Source organism: Kitasatospora sp. NPDC058048, assembly GCF_042885555.1.
GTDB lineage: Bacteria > Actinomycetota > Actinomycetes > Streptomycetales > Streptomycetaceae > Kitasatospora > Kitasatospora lactacystinica.
Window position 1 is genome coordinate 120,193 of the sequence record NZ_JBHVRT010000026.1, and the last position, 16,169, is coordinate 136,361.

Consider the following 16,169-nt stretch of genomic DNA (forward strand, 5'->3'; position numbering starts at 1 on the left):
CAGCGCTCCCGCCCGTGCGAGCGCGCCCCTCCTCCCGGACCCCTTCCCCCGTCGTGCCCGCATCCGCGCGGGTGCCGTTGAGTTGACCCGTTAGGGCCACGCCGTCGCGCGGCCCCGGCGTCCAACGGCCACGATCGAGGGACGCCAGGTCCGGACCCTCCTGGCGCAGCGCCGTGAGGTCGCCCCGCCGACCGCAAGCAGGTCGGGCGGTCGACCCGCGCCGCCCGCCCCCGACCCACGGAAAGCCGCTGTGATCACCACCACGGACCTGACGAAGGTCTACCGTTCCCGAGGCCGCGAGGTGACCGCCCTCGCCGGTGTCGACCTGCACGTCCGCCCGGGCGAGGTCTACGGAGTCGTCGGCACCAGCGGTGCCGGCAAGTCCACCCTCATCCGCTGCGTGAACATGCTGGAGCGCCCGTCCTCCGGCACGGTCACCGTGGACGGGGTCGAGCTGACCGCGCTGGCCGGCGGCGAGAACCGGGCCGGCAAGGAACTGCGCGAGGCCCGCCGCCGGATCGGCATGGTCTTCCAGCACTTCAACCTGCTCTCCTCGCGGACGGTGCAGCAGAACGTCGAGCTCCCGCTGGAGATCATCGGCCTGGACCGCACCGAGCGCCGCCGCAAGGCCGCCGAGCTGCTCGACCTGGTCGGCCTGGGCGACAAGGCCCGCAGCTACCCCAACCAGCTCTCCGGCGGCCAGAAGCAGCGCGTCGGCATCGCCCGGGCGCTGGCCGGCGACCCCAAGGTGCTGCTCTCCGACGAGGCCACCTCGGCGCTCGACCCGGAGACCACCCGCTCGATCCTCAAGCTGCTGCGCGAGCTCAACCAGCAGCTGGGCCTCACCGTCCTGCTGATCACCCACGAGATGGACGTCATCAAGTCCGTCTGCGACTCCGCCGCCCTGATGCGCGGCGGCCGGGTGGTCGAGTCCGGCGAGCTCACCGACCTGCTCGCCAGGCCCGGCTCCGAGCTGGCCCGCGAACTGTTCCCGCTCAGCGAGTTCGGCACCGGCCACCCCGGCTCCACCGTGCTGGAGATCACCTTCCAGGGCGACAGCTCGGCCCAGCCCTTCGTCTCCCAGCTCGCCCGCACCTACCAGATCGACATCAACATCCTCGGCGCCGCGGTGGAGACCATCGCCGGCCGGATGGTCGGCCGGATGCGGGTCGAGCTGTCCGGCGGCCACCAGGACAACGTGGTGCCGATCGGCTACCTGCGCGAGCAGGGCCTGCAGGTGGACGTGATCGGTGCGACGGACGGAGCGGTGGCATGACCTGGGACGAGATGTGGGCCCTGATGGGGCCCGCCACGCAGGAGACCTTCCAGATGGTCGGGGTGTCCGCGGTCGTCACCGTCCTGCTCGGCCTGCCGCTGGGCGTGCTGCTGGTGCTCACCGACAAGGGCGGCCTGCTGGCCAACCGGGCCGTCAACAAGAGCATCGGCTTCGTCGTGAACCTCGCCCGGTCGGTGCCGTTCATCATCCTGATGATCGCGCTGATCTCCTTCACCCGCTGGCTGGTCGGCACCTCCATCGGCTGGCAGGCGGCGACCGTGCCGCTGACCATCGGCGCCATCCCGTTCTTCGCCCGCCTGGTCGAGACCTCCGTCCGTGAGGTCGACCGGGGCCTGGTCGAGGCGGTCCAGTCGATGGGCGGCAGCACCTGGACGATCGTCCGCAAGACCCTGCTGCCCGAGGCCCTGCCCGGCATCGTGGCCTCGGTCACCACCACGGTCATCACCCTGATCAGCTACTCCGCGATGGCCGGCACGGTCGGCGGCGGCGGCCTCGGCACCCTCGCCGTCAACTACGGCTACCAGCGCTTCGAGACCACCTTCATGTGGGTCATCGTGGCCGAGCTGGTGATCATCGTCACCGCCGTCCAGCTGATCGGCGACTTCGTCGTCCAGCGGCTCTCCCACCGCGGGCGCACCGGCGGCCGGACCCGGCTGCTCGGCCGCTCCCGGACGACGCCCGACGAGGACCTCGTCGCCTCCTAGACCTCCCCCGTCCGACCCCGGGCGCGGCTCCCCGTTCCACGCAGAAAGGCACTTTTCGTGCGCAACGTTCTGAAGTTCACCAGCATCCTCGCCACCGCCGGCGTCGCCCTCTCGCTCGCCGCCTGCGGCAGCTCCGGGTCCTCCTCCTCGTCGGACGCGAACGCGCCGCTCAAGGTCGTGGCCAGCCCCACCCCGCACGGTCAGATCCTGAAGTTCGTCAAGGACAACCTCGCGGAGAAGGCGGGCCTCAAGCTCGACATCAAGGAGGTCACCGACTACGTGACCCCCAACACGGCGGTGCAGGACGGTTCGGCCGACGCCAACTACTTCCAGCACGTCCCGTACCTGGAGGACTTCAACAAGAAGCGCGGCACCGACATCGTGTCGGTCGAGCCCGTGCACCTGGAGCCGCTGGGCGTCTACTCCAAGAAGGTCAAGGCGATCGCCGACCTGCCGGACGGCGCCACCATCGGTCTGCCGAACGACGCCACCAACGAGGGCCGCGCGCTCAAGCTGCTCGCCGACAACAAGCTGATCACCCTCAAGGACGGCGTCACCACCGCCGCCACCCCGGCGGACGTGACCGGCAACCCGAAGAACTTCAAGTGGAAGGAGCTGGAGGCCGCCCAGCTGCCCCGCTCCGTCGCCGACCTCGACGCCGCCGTCATCAACGGCAACTACGCGATCGACTCCGGCCTGAAGCCGGCCACCGACGCCCTGGTGCTGGAGAAGGCCGAGGGCAACCCGTACGCCAACATCCTGGCCGTCAAGAAGGGCAAGGAGAACGACCCGCGGGTCAAGAAGCTGGCCGAGCTGCTGCACTCCGACGAGGTCAAGAAGTACATCAACGACACCTTCCAGGGTTCGGTCATCCCGGCCTTCTGAGCCGCGGTCCGCTCGACACCCCGATCCCGACCGGGCCCCCGCCGCACCTCGGCGGGGGCCCGGTCGGGCAGTATGCGGCAGGGACACTCCGGCCGACCGCGTTCTGACGTACCGTCGTGCGGGCAGCGCACCGCGTGGCACCCGGGGCACGACGGAGGCGTACGGTGTTGTGTTCACGACCCGGCGAGGAGAGACGGCATGGCAGCGAGCTTCCCCGAGACCGCCATCAGCACCGAACGGCTGCTGCTTCGGCCCCTGGCGGAGGACGACGCCCCCGGGCTGGCCACCATGATGGCCGACGACCTCGTCCTCGCCTGGACGGACCTGCCGCACCCCTTCACCGAGGAGTACGCGGCCGAGCTCGCCCGTACCCTCGCCCCCGCCCACCGGGCCGCCGGGCGCGGCATCGTCTTCGCCGTCACCGAGAACCTGACCCAGCGCCTGGTCGGCCTGGTCGAGCTGCGCAACACCGACTGGCGGCTGCGCAGCACCGAGATCTCCTACGTCACCGCCGTCTGGGCGCGCGGCGAGGGCTACGCCCCGGAGGCCGTCCTCGGCGTCGCCCAGTGGCTGTTCGAGGACCGCGGCTTCCTGCGCCTGGAGCTGCGCACCGCCGCCGGGAACACCGCCGCCCAGCAGGTCGCCCAGAAGATCGGCGGCATCAGCGAGGGCGTGCTGCGCAGCGCCTGGATAGTCCGGGGGGAGTCCGGCGAGGCGGTGCCGGGGGCAGCCCCCGGCGGCCGGGCCGGGGGAGAGAGCCGCAGCGACCTCATCCTGTGGAGCCTGCTCCCGGAGGACCTGGAGTCGCCCGAGCCGCTCCGCGGGGGCTGGCACGGCGACCAGCGCTACGTGCTCCGCGACTGAGCCCCGAAGGCCCTGACCCGGCGTGGACATGTGTGCGAGATGTCGGGGTCCGGGGTACCGCACCCGGTAGCCTCTGGACCGGCACCGCACGACGGCGGATCGAGTGGCGCACCGAGGCGAGGGAGAACGGCCGCAGATGGCTGACCGGATCACGGTCATCGGGTGGGACGGCACACCGCTGACCGAGGCCGCCGGCGCGGCCCTGGCCGCGGCGACCCTGGTGGCGGGAGCCCCCTACCAACTGAACGCCCTCCCGGTGCCGGAGGCCGCCGAGCGGATCATTCTCGGCAACGTCCGGCAGGCCGCCCGCCGGATCGCCGAGCACCGCGGCGCCGCCGTCGTGGTCGCCGAGGGCGACCCGGGCTTCTTCGGGGTGGTGCGCACCCTGCGCCGCCCCGAGTACGGCCTCGAACTGGAGGTGCTGCCCGCCGTCTCCTCGGTGGCCGCCGCCTTCGCCCGGGCCGGCATGCCCTGGGAGGACGCCCGGGTGGTCAGCGTCCACGGCGGACGGCTGCGCCGTGCGGCCAACATCTGCCGGGCCCACCCCAAGGTCGCGGTGCTCACCGCGCCCGGCGCCGGGCCCGCCGAACTCGCCCTGATGCTGCGCGGGGTGCACCGGACCTTCGTGGTCTGCGAGGCCCTCGGCACCCCGGACGAGGACGTCACCGTCCTCACCTCCGACCGGATCGCCGACCACGTGTGGCGCGACCCGAACGTGGTGCTGGTGATCGGCGGCGGCGCCCAGGCCTCCGCCGTGGACGAGGCGGCCGGCTGGCTCGCGGGGCGCCCGGTCGGCTACCCCGGCGCGGAACGCGGCTGGGCGCTCCCCGGTGACGCCTATGCGGGCGCCGGGCGCACGGAGGGTGAGCCGGGCGCACCGGAGGTGCTCCCCGCCCATGTGCGCGCCCTGGTACTGGCCCGTCTGGGCGCACGCCCCGGGGACCTGGTCTGGTCGGTCGGCGCCGGCAGCGGCGCCCTCGCGGTGGAGGCGGCCCGGTTCGGCGCCGCCGTCGTCGCGGTCGAGGACTCCCGCTCGGCCTGCGCCCGGCTGACCGTCAACGCCCGCCGCTACGGCGTCGAGGTGGAGACGGTGTACGGGAGCGGCCCCGAGGTGCTGGGCGGCCTGCCGGAGCCGGACGCGGCGGTGGTGGAGTCCGGCGGCCTCGACGTGGTGCGCGCCGTCCTGGCCCGCCGTCCCGAGCGGTTCGTCGCACTGCCCCGGACCCTCGCCGAGGCGCAGGAGGTCCACCGGGCGATCGCCGGGGCCGGTTACCGGGCGGACGGCGCGCTGCTCCAGGCGACCCCGCTGCGGCCGGCGGGGGAGGGCGACGGTCTGGCGCTGGGGACCGGCGGAACCGGCGTGCTGGTGCTCTGGGGTGAGCAGATCGTGTGAAGGCCGTGGGCGCGGGCCGGGGCCGTCCGGTGGCGCCGACGGTGATCCAGGTCGCATCCGGACACCGATTCGAGAGGTGACCGCGCCGTGCCGGTAGTGTGACGTCCTGGACGGCCGTATCGGTCGGCGACCCACCCGATTCGGTCGGTTTGTCACCTTTTTGACGCGGTGCAATCCGAATCCGCTCGGAGTGTGGGCAATTCGACGGGCCGCGTGCCGGACCTGGAGAATGCCGTAGGGTCCGGTGCGGTCGTGCCGGTTGCTCCGGGTTGTCGTTGTTTCAGACGATGTGCCGCCCCGTACGGGCGGTGCGCCGGGCCGGGGTGCCGCAGTGCGCCGGATGGACTTGGGCCGCAGCGCCACGGCGCGGCGGCCGCGTGTGGTTAGGGGCGGGCCGGTGCTGGTGCGGCCCGTGCGGATGGGCGCTGCGATCGGTGATCGTGTCGCCGAGGGCGCGGCAGCGGCCTGGAAGGAGCTTTGACAATGACCGATGGCGGCCACGTCCCGGGCGAGGGACTGCCGGAGCACCTGCACGCCGGGCATGACCCGCTCGGCGGACCGGAGGGCGTCGCGGGCGTTGCACCCCTCCAGGGCGTCGCGACGGACGGCGGTGCGATCCCGAACCCGGCTCCGGCCGGCGGCGTCCCCGGCGCGATGCCCCCGGGAGCGGGCGTCATCCCGCCGCAGGGCCAGCACGGCTACGGCGTTCCCGGCGTGCCCCAGCCCGGCCACCCCGGCGACGGCTGGGCCGTCGACCAGGGCGCCCCGCGCCCGGCCTTCCACTTCCTCGACCAGCCCGACACGCCGGACGGCCTGGACGACGATGACGACGTGCTGCTGATGCCCGGCCCGCAGGGCTCCTGGGGCGAGCCGGCCGTGCCGGCCGAGCAGATGCCGCTCGCGCCGCAGCAGGACGGCACGCCGGTCGAGCCGTCCTGGCCGCCGGTGGACCCGCCGGTGCTCGGCGCCGAGCACGCCGTCCAGCAGCAGCCCGTCCAGACGCAGCCGCAGCAGCCGATGACGCAGGCTCAGCAGCCGCGCCGGCCGCTGCACGCCGGCCCGCCGATCCCGGACCCGTCGCTGATGACCGGCCAGGTGCCGGTCCGCTCGCTGGCCGACCGCGGCCCCTCGCAGGGCGGCACGCCCGCGCACGGCATCCCGGTGGTCGGCCGACCGCCGATGGCCGAGGCCGTCGCCCCGGCGCACGCCGCCGCCCCGCAGGCCGTCCCGACGGCGCCGGTCGCCCCGGCGGCTGCCGGGGTTCCGGTCGCGGACGGGCAGCAGCTGCCGCAGGCGCAGGACTTCCAGCACGCCCAGCAGGTGCCGCTGGCCGGGCCGCCGGTCGAGGTCGTGCTGGCCGTGGAGACGGTCGGGGCGATCGAGGTGATCGAGGTCGTCGAGACGCCGGAGGCCGTCCACGCCGACCCGGTCCAGCCCGCGCAGGACGTGACGGCCCAGGCCACCCAGGCCACTGCGCCTGCCGTGGAGGCCGTCGCCGTGGTGGCGCAGGCCGCCCCGGCCGAGTCCGCCCAGTCGGTGGCCGGGACGGCCGGTGCGCCCGTCGCCGTCGAGCCCGTCGCCGAGGGCGTTGCTGCCGAGGCCGTCGCCGCCGAGGGTGCTGCCGCCGACGGCGCCGCCGTGCCCGTCGAGCAGACCGAGGCCGCGGCCCCGGCCGGCCAGCCGCGCCGGATCTCCGCCTTCCTGGCCGCTCCCACCCCGCACGGCCTGCCCAAGGTCGAGAAGGCCGGGCAGGCCCAGGTCGTCGAGGAGACGGCTCCGCAGCAGCCCGCGCCCATAGCGGCCGCCGACGCGCCGCAGACCGCTGCCGAGGCCGTCACGGCCGTCGAAGCCGTCGACGCCGTCCAGGCCGTCGAGGCCGTTGATTCCGCGCAGCCCGCTGCCGAGGCCGTCGCGGACGCCGAGTCCGCCCCGGTCGCCGTGGTGGCCGAGGCCGCCGAGCAGGCCCACCCGGTGGAGACCGCGCCGGAGGCCGTCGCCGAGCCGGTCGCGGAGACCGCCGCGGGCACCGGCGAGATGCCCTCCGGCCAGGCCGTCGTCGAGCCCGCCGCGGAGGCCGAGCAGCCGCAGCAGCAGGCCGAGGTCCAGGCCGAGGCACCCGCCGGGCAGGCCGTGGAGCAGACCGCCGGGCAGGCCGTGGAGGCGCCCGCGGAGGCCGAGGCCGCCGAAGCCGTCGAGCCGGCCGCCGAGGCTCCGGCCGAGGCCGCCCCCGAGGCTCCGTCGGCGCAGCCCGCCGAAGCCGCCGAGCAGCCCGTGGCCGAGGCCGTCGCGCCCGTCGAGCCGGCCGGAGAGGCCGAGGAGGCCGCCCCCGCCGAGGCCGCCGCCGAGCAGCCCGTCGCCGCCGTCGCGGAGGCCGAGGCCCCCGCGGAGCCGGCCGCCGAGCCGGCGCAGGTCCCGGCCGAGGCCGAACCCGCCGCCGTCGCGGAGACCCCCGCCGTCGCGGAGACCGCCGCCGCTCCGGAGGCGGAGCCCGCCCAGGAGCAGGCCGGCGAGGCGACCGCCGAAGCCGTCGAGCAGCCGGGGACCGAGCAGCCCGCCGCCGAGGCCGCTGAGGTGACCGAGGCCGCGGAGGCCACTGAGGCCGCTGAGGCCGCTGAGGGCACCGCCGCCGAGGAGGCGCAGGAGCAGCCCGAGCAGCAGCCCGAGGAGCCCGCCGAGCCGCGCGGCCCGGCCGCCCCCGGCTACGACGAGGCCGGCCGCGAGGCCGTCCACCAGGTGATCCGCGAGCGTCGCGACGTGCGCAACGGCTTCCGCCCGGACCCGATCCCGCACGAGGTGCTGATCCGCGTCCTGGAGGCCGCCCACACCGCGCCCAGCGTCGGCTACTCGCAGCCCTGGGACTTCGTGGTGATCCGCTCGGCGAAGACCCGCAAGCGGATGCACGCCCTGGCCGAGCGCCAGCGCGAGGCGTACGCGGACTCGCTGCCCAAGGGCCGGGCCAAGCAGTTCAAGGAAATCAAGATCGAGGCCATCCTCGACACCCCGGTCAACATCGTGGTGACCTCCGACCGCACCCGTGGCGGCCGGCACACCCTGGGCCGGCACACCCAGCCGCAGATGGCCCCGTACTCGGCCGCGCTGGCCGTCGAGAACCTCTGGCTGGCCGCCCGCGCCGAGGGCCTGGGCGTCGGCTGGGTGAGCTTCTTCGACGACGAGCAGCTGGTCCGCGAACTCGGCCTGCCCGAGCACCTGGAGGTCGTCGCCTACCTGTGCGTCGGCTTCGTCGACGAGTTCCCGGACGAGCCCGAGCTGGAGCAGCAGGGCTGGGCCAAGAAGCGCCCGCTGTCCTGGGTCGTCCACGAGGAGCAGTACGGCAACCGCGCGCTGCCCGGCGAGGAGCCGCAGAGCCTGCTCGCCGAGACCCTGCGCGGCATCCGGCCGCTGGACGCCAAGGCGCTCGGCGAGGCCTGGGACCGTCAGAAGCGGATGACCAAGCCGGCCGGATCGCTCGGCATGCTGGAGATCATCTCCGCCCAGCTGTGCGGCCTGTCGCGCAAGTGCCCGCCGCCGATCCCGGAGCCCGCCTGCGTGGCGATCTTCGCCGGCGACCACGGTGTGCACGCCCAGGGCGTCAGCCCCTGGCCGCAGGAGGTGACCGCCCAGATGGTCGCCAACTTCCTGGCCGGGGGAGCGGTGATCAACTCCTTCGCCAAGCAGATCGGCACCGAGGTCTGCGTGGTCGACGTCGGCGTCGCCGCCGAGCTGCCGGACGCCGTCCAGCAGGGCCGCGCCACCGGCCTGCTGCCGCGCAAGGTCCGCCCCGGCACCGCCGACATGACCCAGGGCCCGGCGATGACCCGCGAGGAGGCCCTCAAGGCCATCGAGGTCGGCATCGAGACCGCCCGCGACCTGGTCGCGGCGGGCAACAAGGCACTGGTCACCGGCGACATGGGGATCGCCAACACCACCGCCTCGGCCGCCCTGATCTCGGTGTTCACCGGCCTCGACCCGGCCGAGGTCACCGGCCGCGGCACCGGCATCGACGACGAGACCCACGCCCGCAAGATCGAGGTCATCCGCGCCGCGCTGGCCCTGCACCGGCCCGACCCGAGCGACCCGATCGGCGTCCTCGCCGCAGTCGGCGGCCTGGAGCACGCCGCCCTGGCCGGCTTCCTGCTGGGCGCCGCCTCGCTGCGCACCCCGGTGGTGCTGGACGGCGTCATCGCCGGCTCGGCCGCGCTGGCCGCCAAGGCCATCGCCCCCGAGGTGCTGGCCGCCTGCATCGCCGGCCACCGCTCCGCCGAGCCCGGCCACCAGGCCGCGCTGGCGAAGCTCGGCCTGCGCCCGCTGATCGACCTGGACCTGCGGCTCGGCGAGGGCACCGGTGCCCTGCTGGCCCTGCCGCTGGTGCAGAGCGCGGCCCGGGCGATGCACGATGTAGCCACCTTCGACTCCGCCGGGGTCACCGAGAAGGCCTGACACACCCCGTCACCGCTCCGCGGACCGGCCCGAGGGCGCGCCGGACCGCGGAGCGGTGCCGTACCGTCCCCACACCCTCACCCCCGATCAGGAGCACCGCCGATGAGCGCGCCCACCCCGCACCCGAGCACCGAGGGCCGTACCCCCTACCCGGTGGGCCTGCTGCTGGCCGGCCGCCGCGTCGTCGTGGTCGGCGGCGGCCAGGTCGCCCAGCGGCGGCTCCCGGCCCTGATCGCCTCCGGTGCCGACCTGCACCTGATATCGCCGGCCACCACCCCGGCCGTCCAGGCGATGGCCGACGCCGGCGAGCTCACCTGGCACGCCCGCCCGTACCGGGACGGCGACCTGGCCGGCACCTGGTACGCCCTGGTCGCCACCGACGACCCGGCCGTCAACGCGGCGGTCAGCGCCGAGGCCGAGCGCGAGCGGGTGTTCTGCTCCCGCAGCGACGACGCCGCCGCGGCCACCGCCTGGACCCCGGCCAGCGGCCGCGACGCGGGCGCCACCGTCGCCGTCCTCACCGGCGACCCGCGGCACTCCGCCGCCCTGCGCGACGCCATCGTCGACGGCCTGCGGGACGGCTCGCTGGCCGCCCGCCAGTACCGCGCGCACGGCGCCGGCGTGGCCCTGGTCGGCGGCGGCCCCGGCGACCCGGACCTGATCACCGTGCGCGGCCGCCGGCTGCTCGCCGACGCCGACGTGGTCGTCACCGACCGCCTCGCCCCGCGCGAGCTGCTCGCCGAACTGCCCGAGCACGTCGAGGTGATCGACGCCTCCAAGATCCCGTACGGCCGCTTCATGGCCCAGGAGGCGATCAACCGCACCCTGGTCGAGCACGCCAAGGCCGGCAAGTTCGTGGTCCGGCTCAAGGGCGGCGACCCGTACGTCTTCGGCCGCGGCGGCGAGGAGCTGCTGGCCTGCGCGGAGGCCGGGCTGCCGGTCACCGTGGTGCCCGGGATCTCCAGCTCGATCAGCGTCCCCGCGGCGGCCGGCGTCCCGGTCACCCACCGCGGCATGACCCACGAGTTCACCGTGATCTCCGGCCACGTCGGCCCGGACGACGAGCGCTCGCTCACCAACTGGGAGGCCGCCGCGAGGATGAGCGGCACCCTGGTGCTGCTGATGGCCGTGGACAAGATCGGCGCGATCGCCGCCCGGCTGGTCGAGTACGGCCGGCCGGCGGACACCCCGGTCGCCGTCGTCCAGGAGGGCACCACCGCCGCCCAGCGCCGGGTGGACGCCACCCTCGGCACGGTCGCCGCGGTGGTCGAGGCCGAGGGCGTCAAGCCCCCGGCGGTCATCGTCATCGGCGACGTCGTCAACGTGCTGGCCGCGGCCTTCCAGCCGTAGGCCGGCGCGGACCCGCCGGGGCGAACGCGCCGCAGGGGCCGCGTCGCAGTCAACGCGCCGGAGTGGGAAGTCGGCCGGTCCGACTTCCCACTCCGCGGCCGTTCCGCGGCTACTCCAGCGGCTGCTCCGTCCAGATGACCTTCCCGGTCGCCGTGTAGCGCGTCCCCCAGCGGTCCGCGAACTGCGCGACCAGGAACAGCCCGCGCCCGCCCTCGTCCTCGGTCGCCGCGTACCGCAGGTGCGGCGAGGTGCTGCTGCCGTCCGACACCTCGCAGATCAGCGAACGGTCCCGCAGCAGCCGCACCCGGATCGGCCCGGAGCCGTACCGGATCGCGTTGGTCACCAGCTCGCTCAGAATCAGCTCGGTGACGAACGCGGCCTCCTCCAGCCCCCACGCCGTCAGCCGCTCCGCCACCGCGGCCCGGACCTCGCGCACCGCCGCCGGGTCGGAGGGCACCTCCCACTGCGCCACGTGGTCCGGGGCCAGCACCCTGGTCCGGGCCACCAGCAGGGCGATGTCGTCCTGCGGGTGCGCCGGCAGCATCGCCCCGAGCACGTCCGCGCAGGTCTGCTCGGGCGTGCGCGGCGGCCCGGTCAGCGCCGCCCGCAGCAGCTCCAGCCCCTCGTCGATGTCCCGCTCCCGGTCCTCCACCAGCCCGTCCGTGTACAGCACCAGCCGACTGCCCTCGGCGAGGTCCAGCTCGGCGGTCTCGAACGGCAGCACCGCCAGCCCCAGCGGCGGCCCGGTCGGCAGCTCCGGGAACACCACCCGGCCCTGCGGGTCCACCACGGCCGGCGGCGGATGCCCGGCGGTGGCCAGCGTGCAGCGCCGCGACACCGGGTCGTAGATCGCGTACAGGCAGGTCGCCCCGGCCAGCTCCGCGCGCCCGCCGCCCGCCGCCTCGTCCTGGTCGATCCGGTTCACCAGCTCGTCCAGGTGCCCCAGCAGCTCGTCCGGCGGCAGGTCCAGGGTCGAGAAGTTGTGGATCGCCGTGCGCAGCCGGCCCATCGTCGCCGCCGCGTGCAGCCCGTGCCCCACCACGTCCCCGACCACCAGCGCCACCCGCGCACCCGGCAGCGGGATCACGTCGAACCAGTCCCCGCCCACCCCGGCCTGCGCCGGCAGGTAGCGGTGCGCCACGTCCAGCGCCGTCTGCTCCGGCAGGTTGCGCGGCAGCAGGCTGTGCTGGAGCGTCACCGCCATGGTGTGCTCCCGGGTGTAGCGGCGGGCGTTGTCGATGCACACCGCCGCGTGCGCGACCAGCTCCTCCGCCAGCGCCAGGTCGTCCGCCTCGAACGGCTCGGCCCGCTGCGCCCGCCAGAACCGGGCCACCCCCAGCAGCACCCCGCGCGCCCGCAGCGGCACCCGCACCAGCGAGTGCACCCCGTACGCCAGCACCTGCGCCGACCGCTCCGGGTCCTGGTCCCGCCACTCGTCCACCTCCGCCAGGTGCGGTTCGATACCCGGCTCACCACTGTGCAGCGCCCCGGCCAGCGGGGTCTCGGGCACCACGTCCAGCACCGTTCCGACCGGGTAGAACGGCGCGTCGTCCCGTACGCCCGCCACCGCGGCGCGGCGCATCCGCCCCAGGGACGGGCTCGGCGGCGGCTCCTCGCCGGTCAGCACCTGGTCCGCCAGGTCCACCGTGACGAAGTCCGCGAACCGCGGCACCGTGACCTGCGCCAGCTCCTCCGCCGTCCGCGTCACGTCCAGCGTGCTGCCCACCGTCACCCCGGCGTCGTACAGCAGCCGCAGCCGCCGCTGCGCGCGCTCGGCCCGGCCGGACAGCGCCGCCAGCTCGGTGGAGTCGCGCAGCGTGGCGACGCATCCGGGCAGGCCGCCCGGCCGGTCGATCAGCCGGACGTTCACCGCCAGCAGCCGCTCCCCGGCCAGCACCACCTCGTCGGTGACCTGGCGCTCGGTGGTCAGCAGCTCCAGCGGCGCCTGCTCCAGGCCCAGCCCGGTCACGGGGCGGCCCTCGGCGTCCGGCGGCAGGTCCAGCAGCCGGCGCGCCTCGTCGTTGCAGAGCAGCAGCCGCCCGTCCCCGCCGATGATCATCACGCCCTCGCGCACCGCGTGCAGCACCGCCGCGTGGTGCTCGTACATCCTGGTCATCTCGACCGGGCCCAGCCCGTGCGTCTGGCGCCGCAGCCGCCGGCTGATCAGCGCCGTCCCCAGCGTGGCGAGCCCCACCGCGGCCGCCGCCGCGCCCAGCACCACCGGCAGCTGCCGCTGGCTGGCGCTGCTGATGTTCTTCAGCGTGACGCCCGCCGAGACCGCCCCGACCACCGAGCCGTCCGGCGCGTACACCGGGACCACCGCCTGCACCAGGCGGCCGAGCGTGCCCGAGACCTGCTGCGTCACCACCTGCCCGTGCAGGGCGGGCTCGTAGACGCCGACGAACTTCTGGCCGATCCGGGCCGGGTTCGGGTGGGTGTAGCGGATGCCCTGGTCGTTCAGCACGACGATGAAGTCCACGCCCGAGGCGACCCGTGCGGCTTCCGCGCTCGGCTGCAGGAGGGCCGTCGGATCGGGGGAGCGCAGCGCGGCGACGATGCCCGGGGAGTTGGCGAAGGTCTGCGCCACCGCCACCGAACGGTTGCGGGCCTCGTGCGTGGCGTCGTTGCGCGACTGCACCACCAGTGCCACCGCGGCCGCCACCACGAGCAGCAGCACGACCAGCACCTGGAGTGCGAAGACCTGCCCCGCCACCGACCGGTGCCACACCGGCCACCGCCGCTTCGCGTGCGGCAGCTGTGGCCGACCGTGTGGGCGCCCACCGGGGGAGCCGGCGGAGCCAGTGGCGCCAGAGGCCGACGGAGCCCAGGATCGGCCCGGATTTCGGGCCATACGGTCATATTTGCACTACGGCCAGCCGGGGACCACCCCGCTCCCTCCGCCGTTTGGCCTTCCCCGCCCGGGCTTGGCAAGATCGCAGGGTGTCCGAACCCCGCACCATCACCGACCCGGCCGACCCCCGCCTCGCCGACTACACCGGCCTGACCGACGTCGAACTGCGCCGCCGCCGCGAACCCGCCGAGGGCCTCTTCATCGCCGAGGGGGAGAAGGTCATCCGCCGCGCCCTGGCCGCCGGCTACCGGATGCGGTCGATGCTGCTCACCTCCAAGTGGCTGGAGGTGATGGGCGACGTCATCGCCGAGGCCGACGCCCCCGTCCACGTGGTCGAGCCCGCGCTCGCCGAAGCCGTCACCGGCTACCACGTGCACCGCGGCGCCCTCGCCTCGATGGAGCGCAAGCCCCTCCCCGACGCCGCCGAGGTGCTCGCCGGGGCCCGCCGGGTCGCCGTGCTGGAGGGCCTCGTCGACCACACCAACCTCGGCGCCATCTTCCGCAGCGCCGCCGCCCTCGGCATGGACGCCGTCCTGCTCTCGCCCGACTGCGCCGACCCGCTCTACCGGCGCGCGGTCAAGGTCTCCATGGGCGCCGTCTTCGCGGTCCCGTACGCGCGCCTGGACCCCTGGCCCGCCGCCCTCGACACCGTCCGCGAGGCCGGCTTCACCCTGCTCGCCCTCACCCCCGCCGAGGCCGCGGTCGACCTCCACACCCTCACCCCGCACGGCCTCCCCAAGGCCGCCCTGATGCTCGGCGCCGAGGGCGACGGACTCACCCCCCGCGCCATCGCCGCCGCCCACCACCCCGTCCGCATCCCCATGGCCCACGGCATCGACTCCCTCAACGTCGGCGCCGCCGCAGCCGTGGCCTTCTACGCCGTCACCACCCCCACCCCCTGACCGCCCGACTCCTCACGCACGCCCGGTCCACCGGCGCCCCCACCGGCCTCCGGGGGCCTGCACGAGAAGTCGGCCCGCCCGACTTCTCGCGAGCTGCCTCGCCCCGTTGCCGCCGATGGTCGGCCGACCCGGGGCCCCAGGCCCGTATCGCTTACGCCGAGGCCTTCCTCCGGTCGGCGTGCGCCCGCAGCATCCTCCGGAGCCGCGCCGCGCGAGAAGTCGGCTGGATCGACTTCTCGCGCGTGGGGGTTTTGCCGAGACCGCCTTCCAGGCGCTCGGTCGCAGCGGTCTCCGGGATCGCCCTGCACCGGAAGTCGGCCCGCCCGACTTCTCGCGCGTGTCCGGTTCGCCCCGGGGCCTCTACCGGGTACCTGGCCGTGGTGGGCCTTGGGTTGCTCCTGTGCCGGGGGTCGGCTCGGCCCGATCTGTAGTGCGCCGCTCGGCTCGTTGGTCCGGCCGCTGTACTGGAAGTCGGCGGGGCCGACTTCTCGTGTCGGCCGTCGTGGTGCGGATGGGGCCCGGGTGGCTTCAGCCGGTGGGGGAGGTGGGTGGGGCCGGGGCGGCGGCGGGGGGCGGGGTGGTGGCGCCGGGCCAGGATTCGTCGAGGGTGCCGTCGGGGCGGACGGTGTAGCGGGTGGAGGCGACGGCGCCGGTGACGGCCGAGCGTTCCTCGCGGACGACCGTGCTGCCGTCCAGTCGCCAGGTGGCCGCCGCCTGCGGGTCCGCCACCGAGGTGCGGGAGGTGGTGGCGACCGGGGTGTCCCCGGTGAAGGTGTAGAGCTGGACGAGGTCGACCTGGGTCGAACCCTCCGCCCGCCGCAGGACGACCACCGCGGCCGGCAGGCCCTTGTACCGGGCCGGCAGCACCGCGCTCAGCGTGATCTGCGGCCCGGCTCCGACCGAGTGCCCGTTCTGCAGGGCGACGGCCGGCCCGCCTGCCCCGTCGGGGTAGCTGCGGTTGGGCCAGTCCACCGGTGGCACGGGCGCCTGCGGGGCTGTCAGCCCGCTGTCCGCGCCACTGCGCGCCGCTGCCGGGAGCGGCGCGGTCGAGGCCTGAGGCGCGGTCGAGGCCTGCGGCACGACGTCCGCCGAGGTCCCCGGCACCGCCTGTTCGCCGCCGGGGCCCGTATTCACCACCACCGTGCTCGGTGGCCGCACGCTCCGGTTGTCCCGGTTCTCGCAGCCCTGCGCCGCCGCGATGGCCAGCGCCACCCCGATGGTCACGGTGACGAAGACCACCAGCCGCTGCCGGAGCAGCCGCTGCCGGGCGGTGCCGGGCCGCCCGCCGGGGGCGGGGGTGTGCTGGCGGTCCCGGGGGCGTGCCCGGTCGTGGGGGCCGGGGCGGCCCGGGGGCGGGGTCTGCGGACGGTCCGGACGCGCCCGCAGCGGGCGGGTCACCGGCGTGGCTTCGGGCCGCGGCGCGGGCGCGGCCGGTCCCTGGGGTCGCCGTCCGGCGGCCCCGGCGGCCCCGGCGGCCCCGGCGGCC

The 16,169-nt window shown here is 75.3% G+C and carries 9 protein-coding genes and 1 pseudogene; 8 read left to right on the top strand and 2 right to left on the bottom strand.

Annotation, left to right across the window (positions count from 1 at the left end; translation table 11 throughout):
- Window positions 1-250: 250 nt before the first annotated feature.
- From ACFVVA_RS26050 to cobA, 7 genes are all read left to right on the top strand, one after another.
- Window positions 251-1,276 (top strand): ATP-binding cassette domain-containing protein, encoded by a 1,026-nt coding sequence (locus ACFVVA_RS26050; RefSeq protein WP_359905985.1) that lies wholly within the window; start codon window positions 251-253, stop codon window positions 1,274-1,276.
- A complete protein-coding gene (locus ACFVVA_RS26055) occupies window positions 1,273-2,001 on the top strand; it encodes a methionine ABC transporter permease (protein ID WP_359905988.1) in 729 nt (242 codons plus the stop codon). Before ACFVVA_RS26050 ends, ACFVVA_RS26055 begins: the two co-directional genes overlap by 4 nt.
- Window positions 2,002-2,058: 57 nt before the next feature.
- Window positions 2,059-2,886 carry a MetQ/NlpA family ABC transporter substrate-binding protein gene (locus ACFVVA_RS26060; protein WP_359905991.1) on the top strand — a complete coding sequence of 276 codons (828 nt, stop codon included), beginning with the start codon at window positions 2,059-2,061 and terminating at the stop codon, window positions 2,884-2,886.
- A gap of 198 nt (window positions 2,887-3,084) precedes the next feature.
- Window positions 3,085-3,750 (top strand): GNAT family N-acetyltransferase, encoded by a 666-nt coding sequence (locus ACFVVA_RS26065; RefSeq protein ID WP_387693136.1) that lies wholly within the window; start codon window positions 3,085-3,087, stop codon window positions 3,748-3,750.
- Window positions 3,751-3,886: 136 nt separating this feature from the next.
- Window positions 3,887-5,143: a precorrin-6y C5,15-methyltransferase (decarboxylating) subunit CbiE gene (cbiE, locus tag ACFVVA_RS26070; RefSeq protein ID WP_387693138.1), complete on the top strand. Its 1,257-nt coding sequence runs from the start codon at window positions 3,887-3,889 to the stop codon at window positions 5,141-5,143.
- A gap of 483 nt (window positions 5,144-5,626) precedes the next feature.
- Window positions 5,627-9,580 (top strand): nicotinate-nucleotide--dimethylbenzimidazole phosphoribosyltransferase, encoded by a 3,954-nt coding sequence (cobT, locus tag ACFVVA_RS26075; RefSeq protein ID WP_387693140.1) that lies wholly within the window; start codon window positions 5,627-5,629, stop codon window positions 9,578-9,580.
- A 102-nt stretch (window positions 9,581-9,682) separates the two neighbouring features.
- Window positions 9,683-10,930, top strand: coding sequence for a uroporphyrinogen-III C-methyltransferase (gene cobA, locus ACFVVA_RS26080; protein ID WP_359906002.1), 1,248 nt, complete (start codon window positions 9,683-9,685; stop codon window positions 10,928-10,930).
- 109 nt (window positions 10,931-11,039) lie between these two features.
- Here cobA and ACFVVA_RS26085 read toward each other — a convergent pair whose 3' ends face one another.
- Window positions 11,040-13,781 carry a SpoIIE family protein phosphatase gene (locus ACFVVA_RS26085; RefSeq protein WP_387693143.1) on the bottom strand — a complete coding sequence of 914 codons (2,742 nt, stop codon included), beginning with the start codon at window positions 13,779-13,781 and terminating at the stop codon, window positions 11,040-11,042.
- An 89-nt stretch (window positions 13,782-13,870) separates the two neighbouring features.
- Here ACFVVA_RS26085 and ACFVVA_RS26090 point away from each other — a divergent pair, with 89 nt between their 5' ends.
- Window positions 13,871-14,683, top strand: a complete 813-nt coding sequence (locus ACFVVA_RS26090; protein WP_359906008.1) for an RNA methyltransferase — start codon at window positions 13,871-13,873, stop codon at window positions 14,681-14,683.
- A 528-nt stretch (window positions 14,684-15,211) separates the two neighbouring features.
- Here ACFVVA_RS26090 and ACFVVA_RS26095 read toward each other — a convergent pair.
- Window positions 15,212-16,169 (bottom strand): annotated as a pseudogene (locus tag ACFVVA_RS26095) (hypothetical protein); the annotation flags it as partial.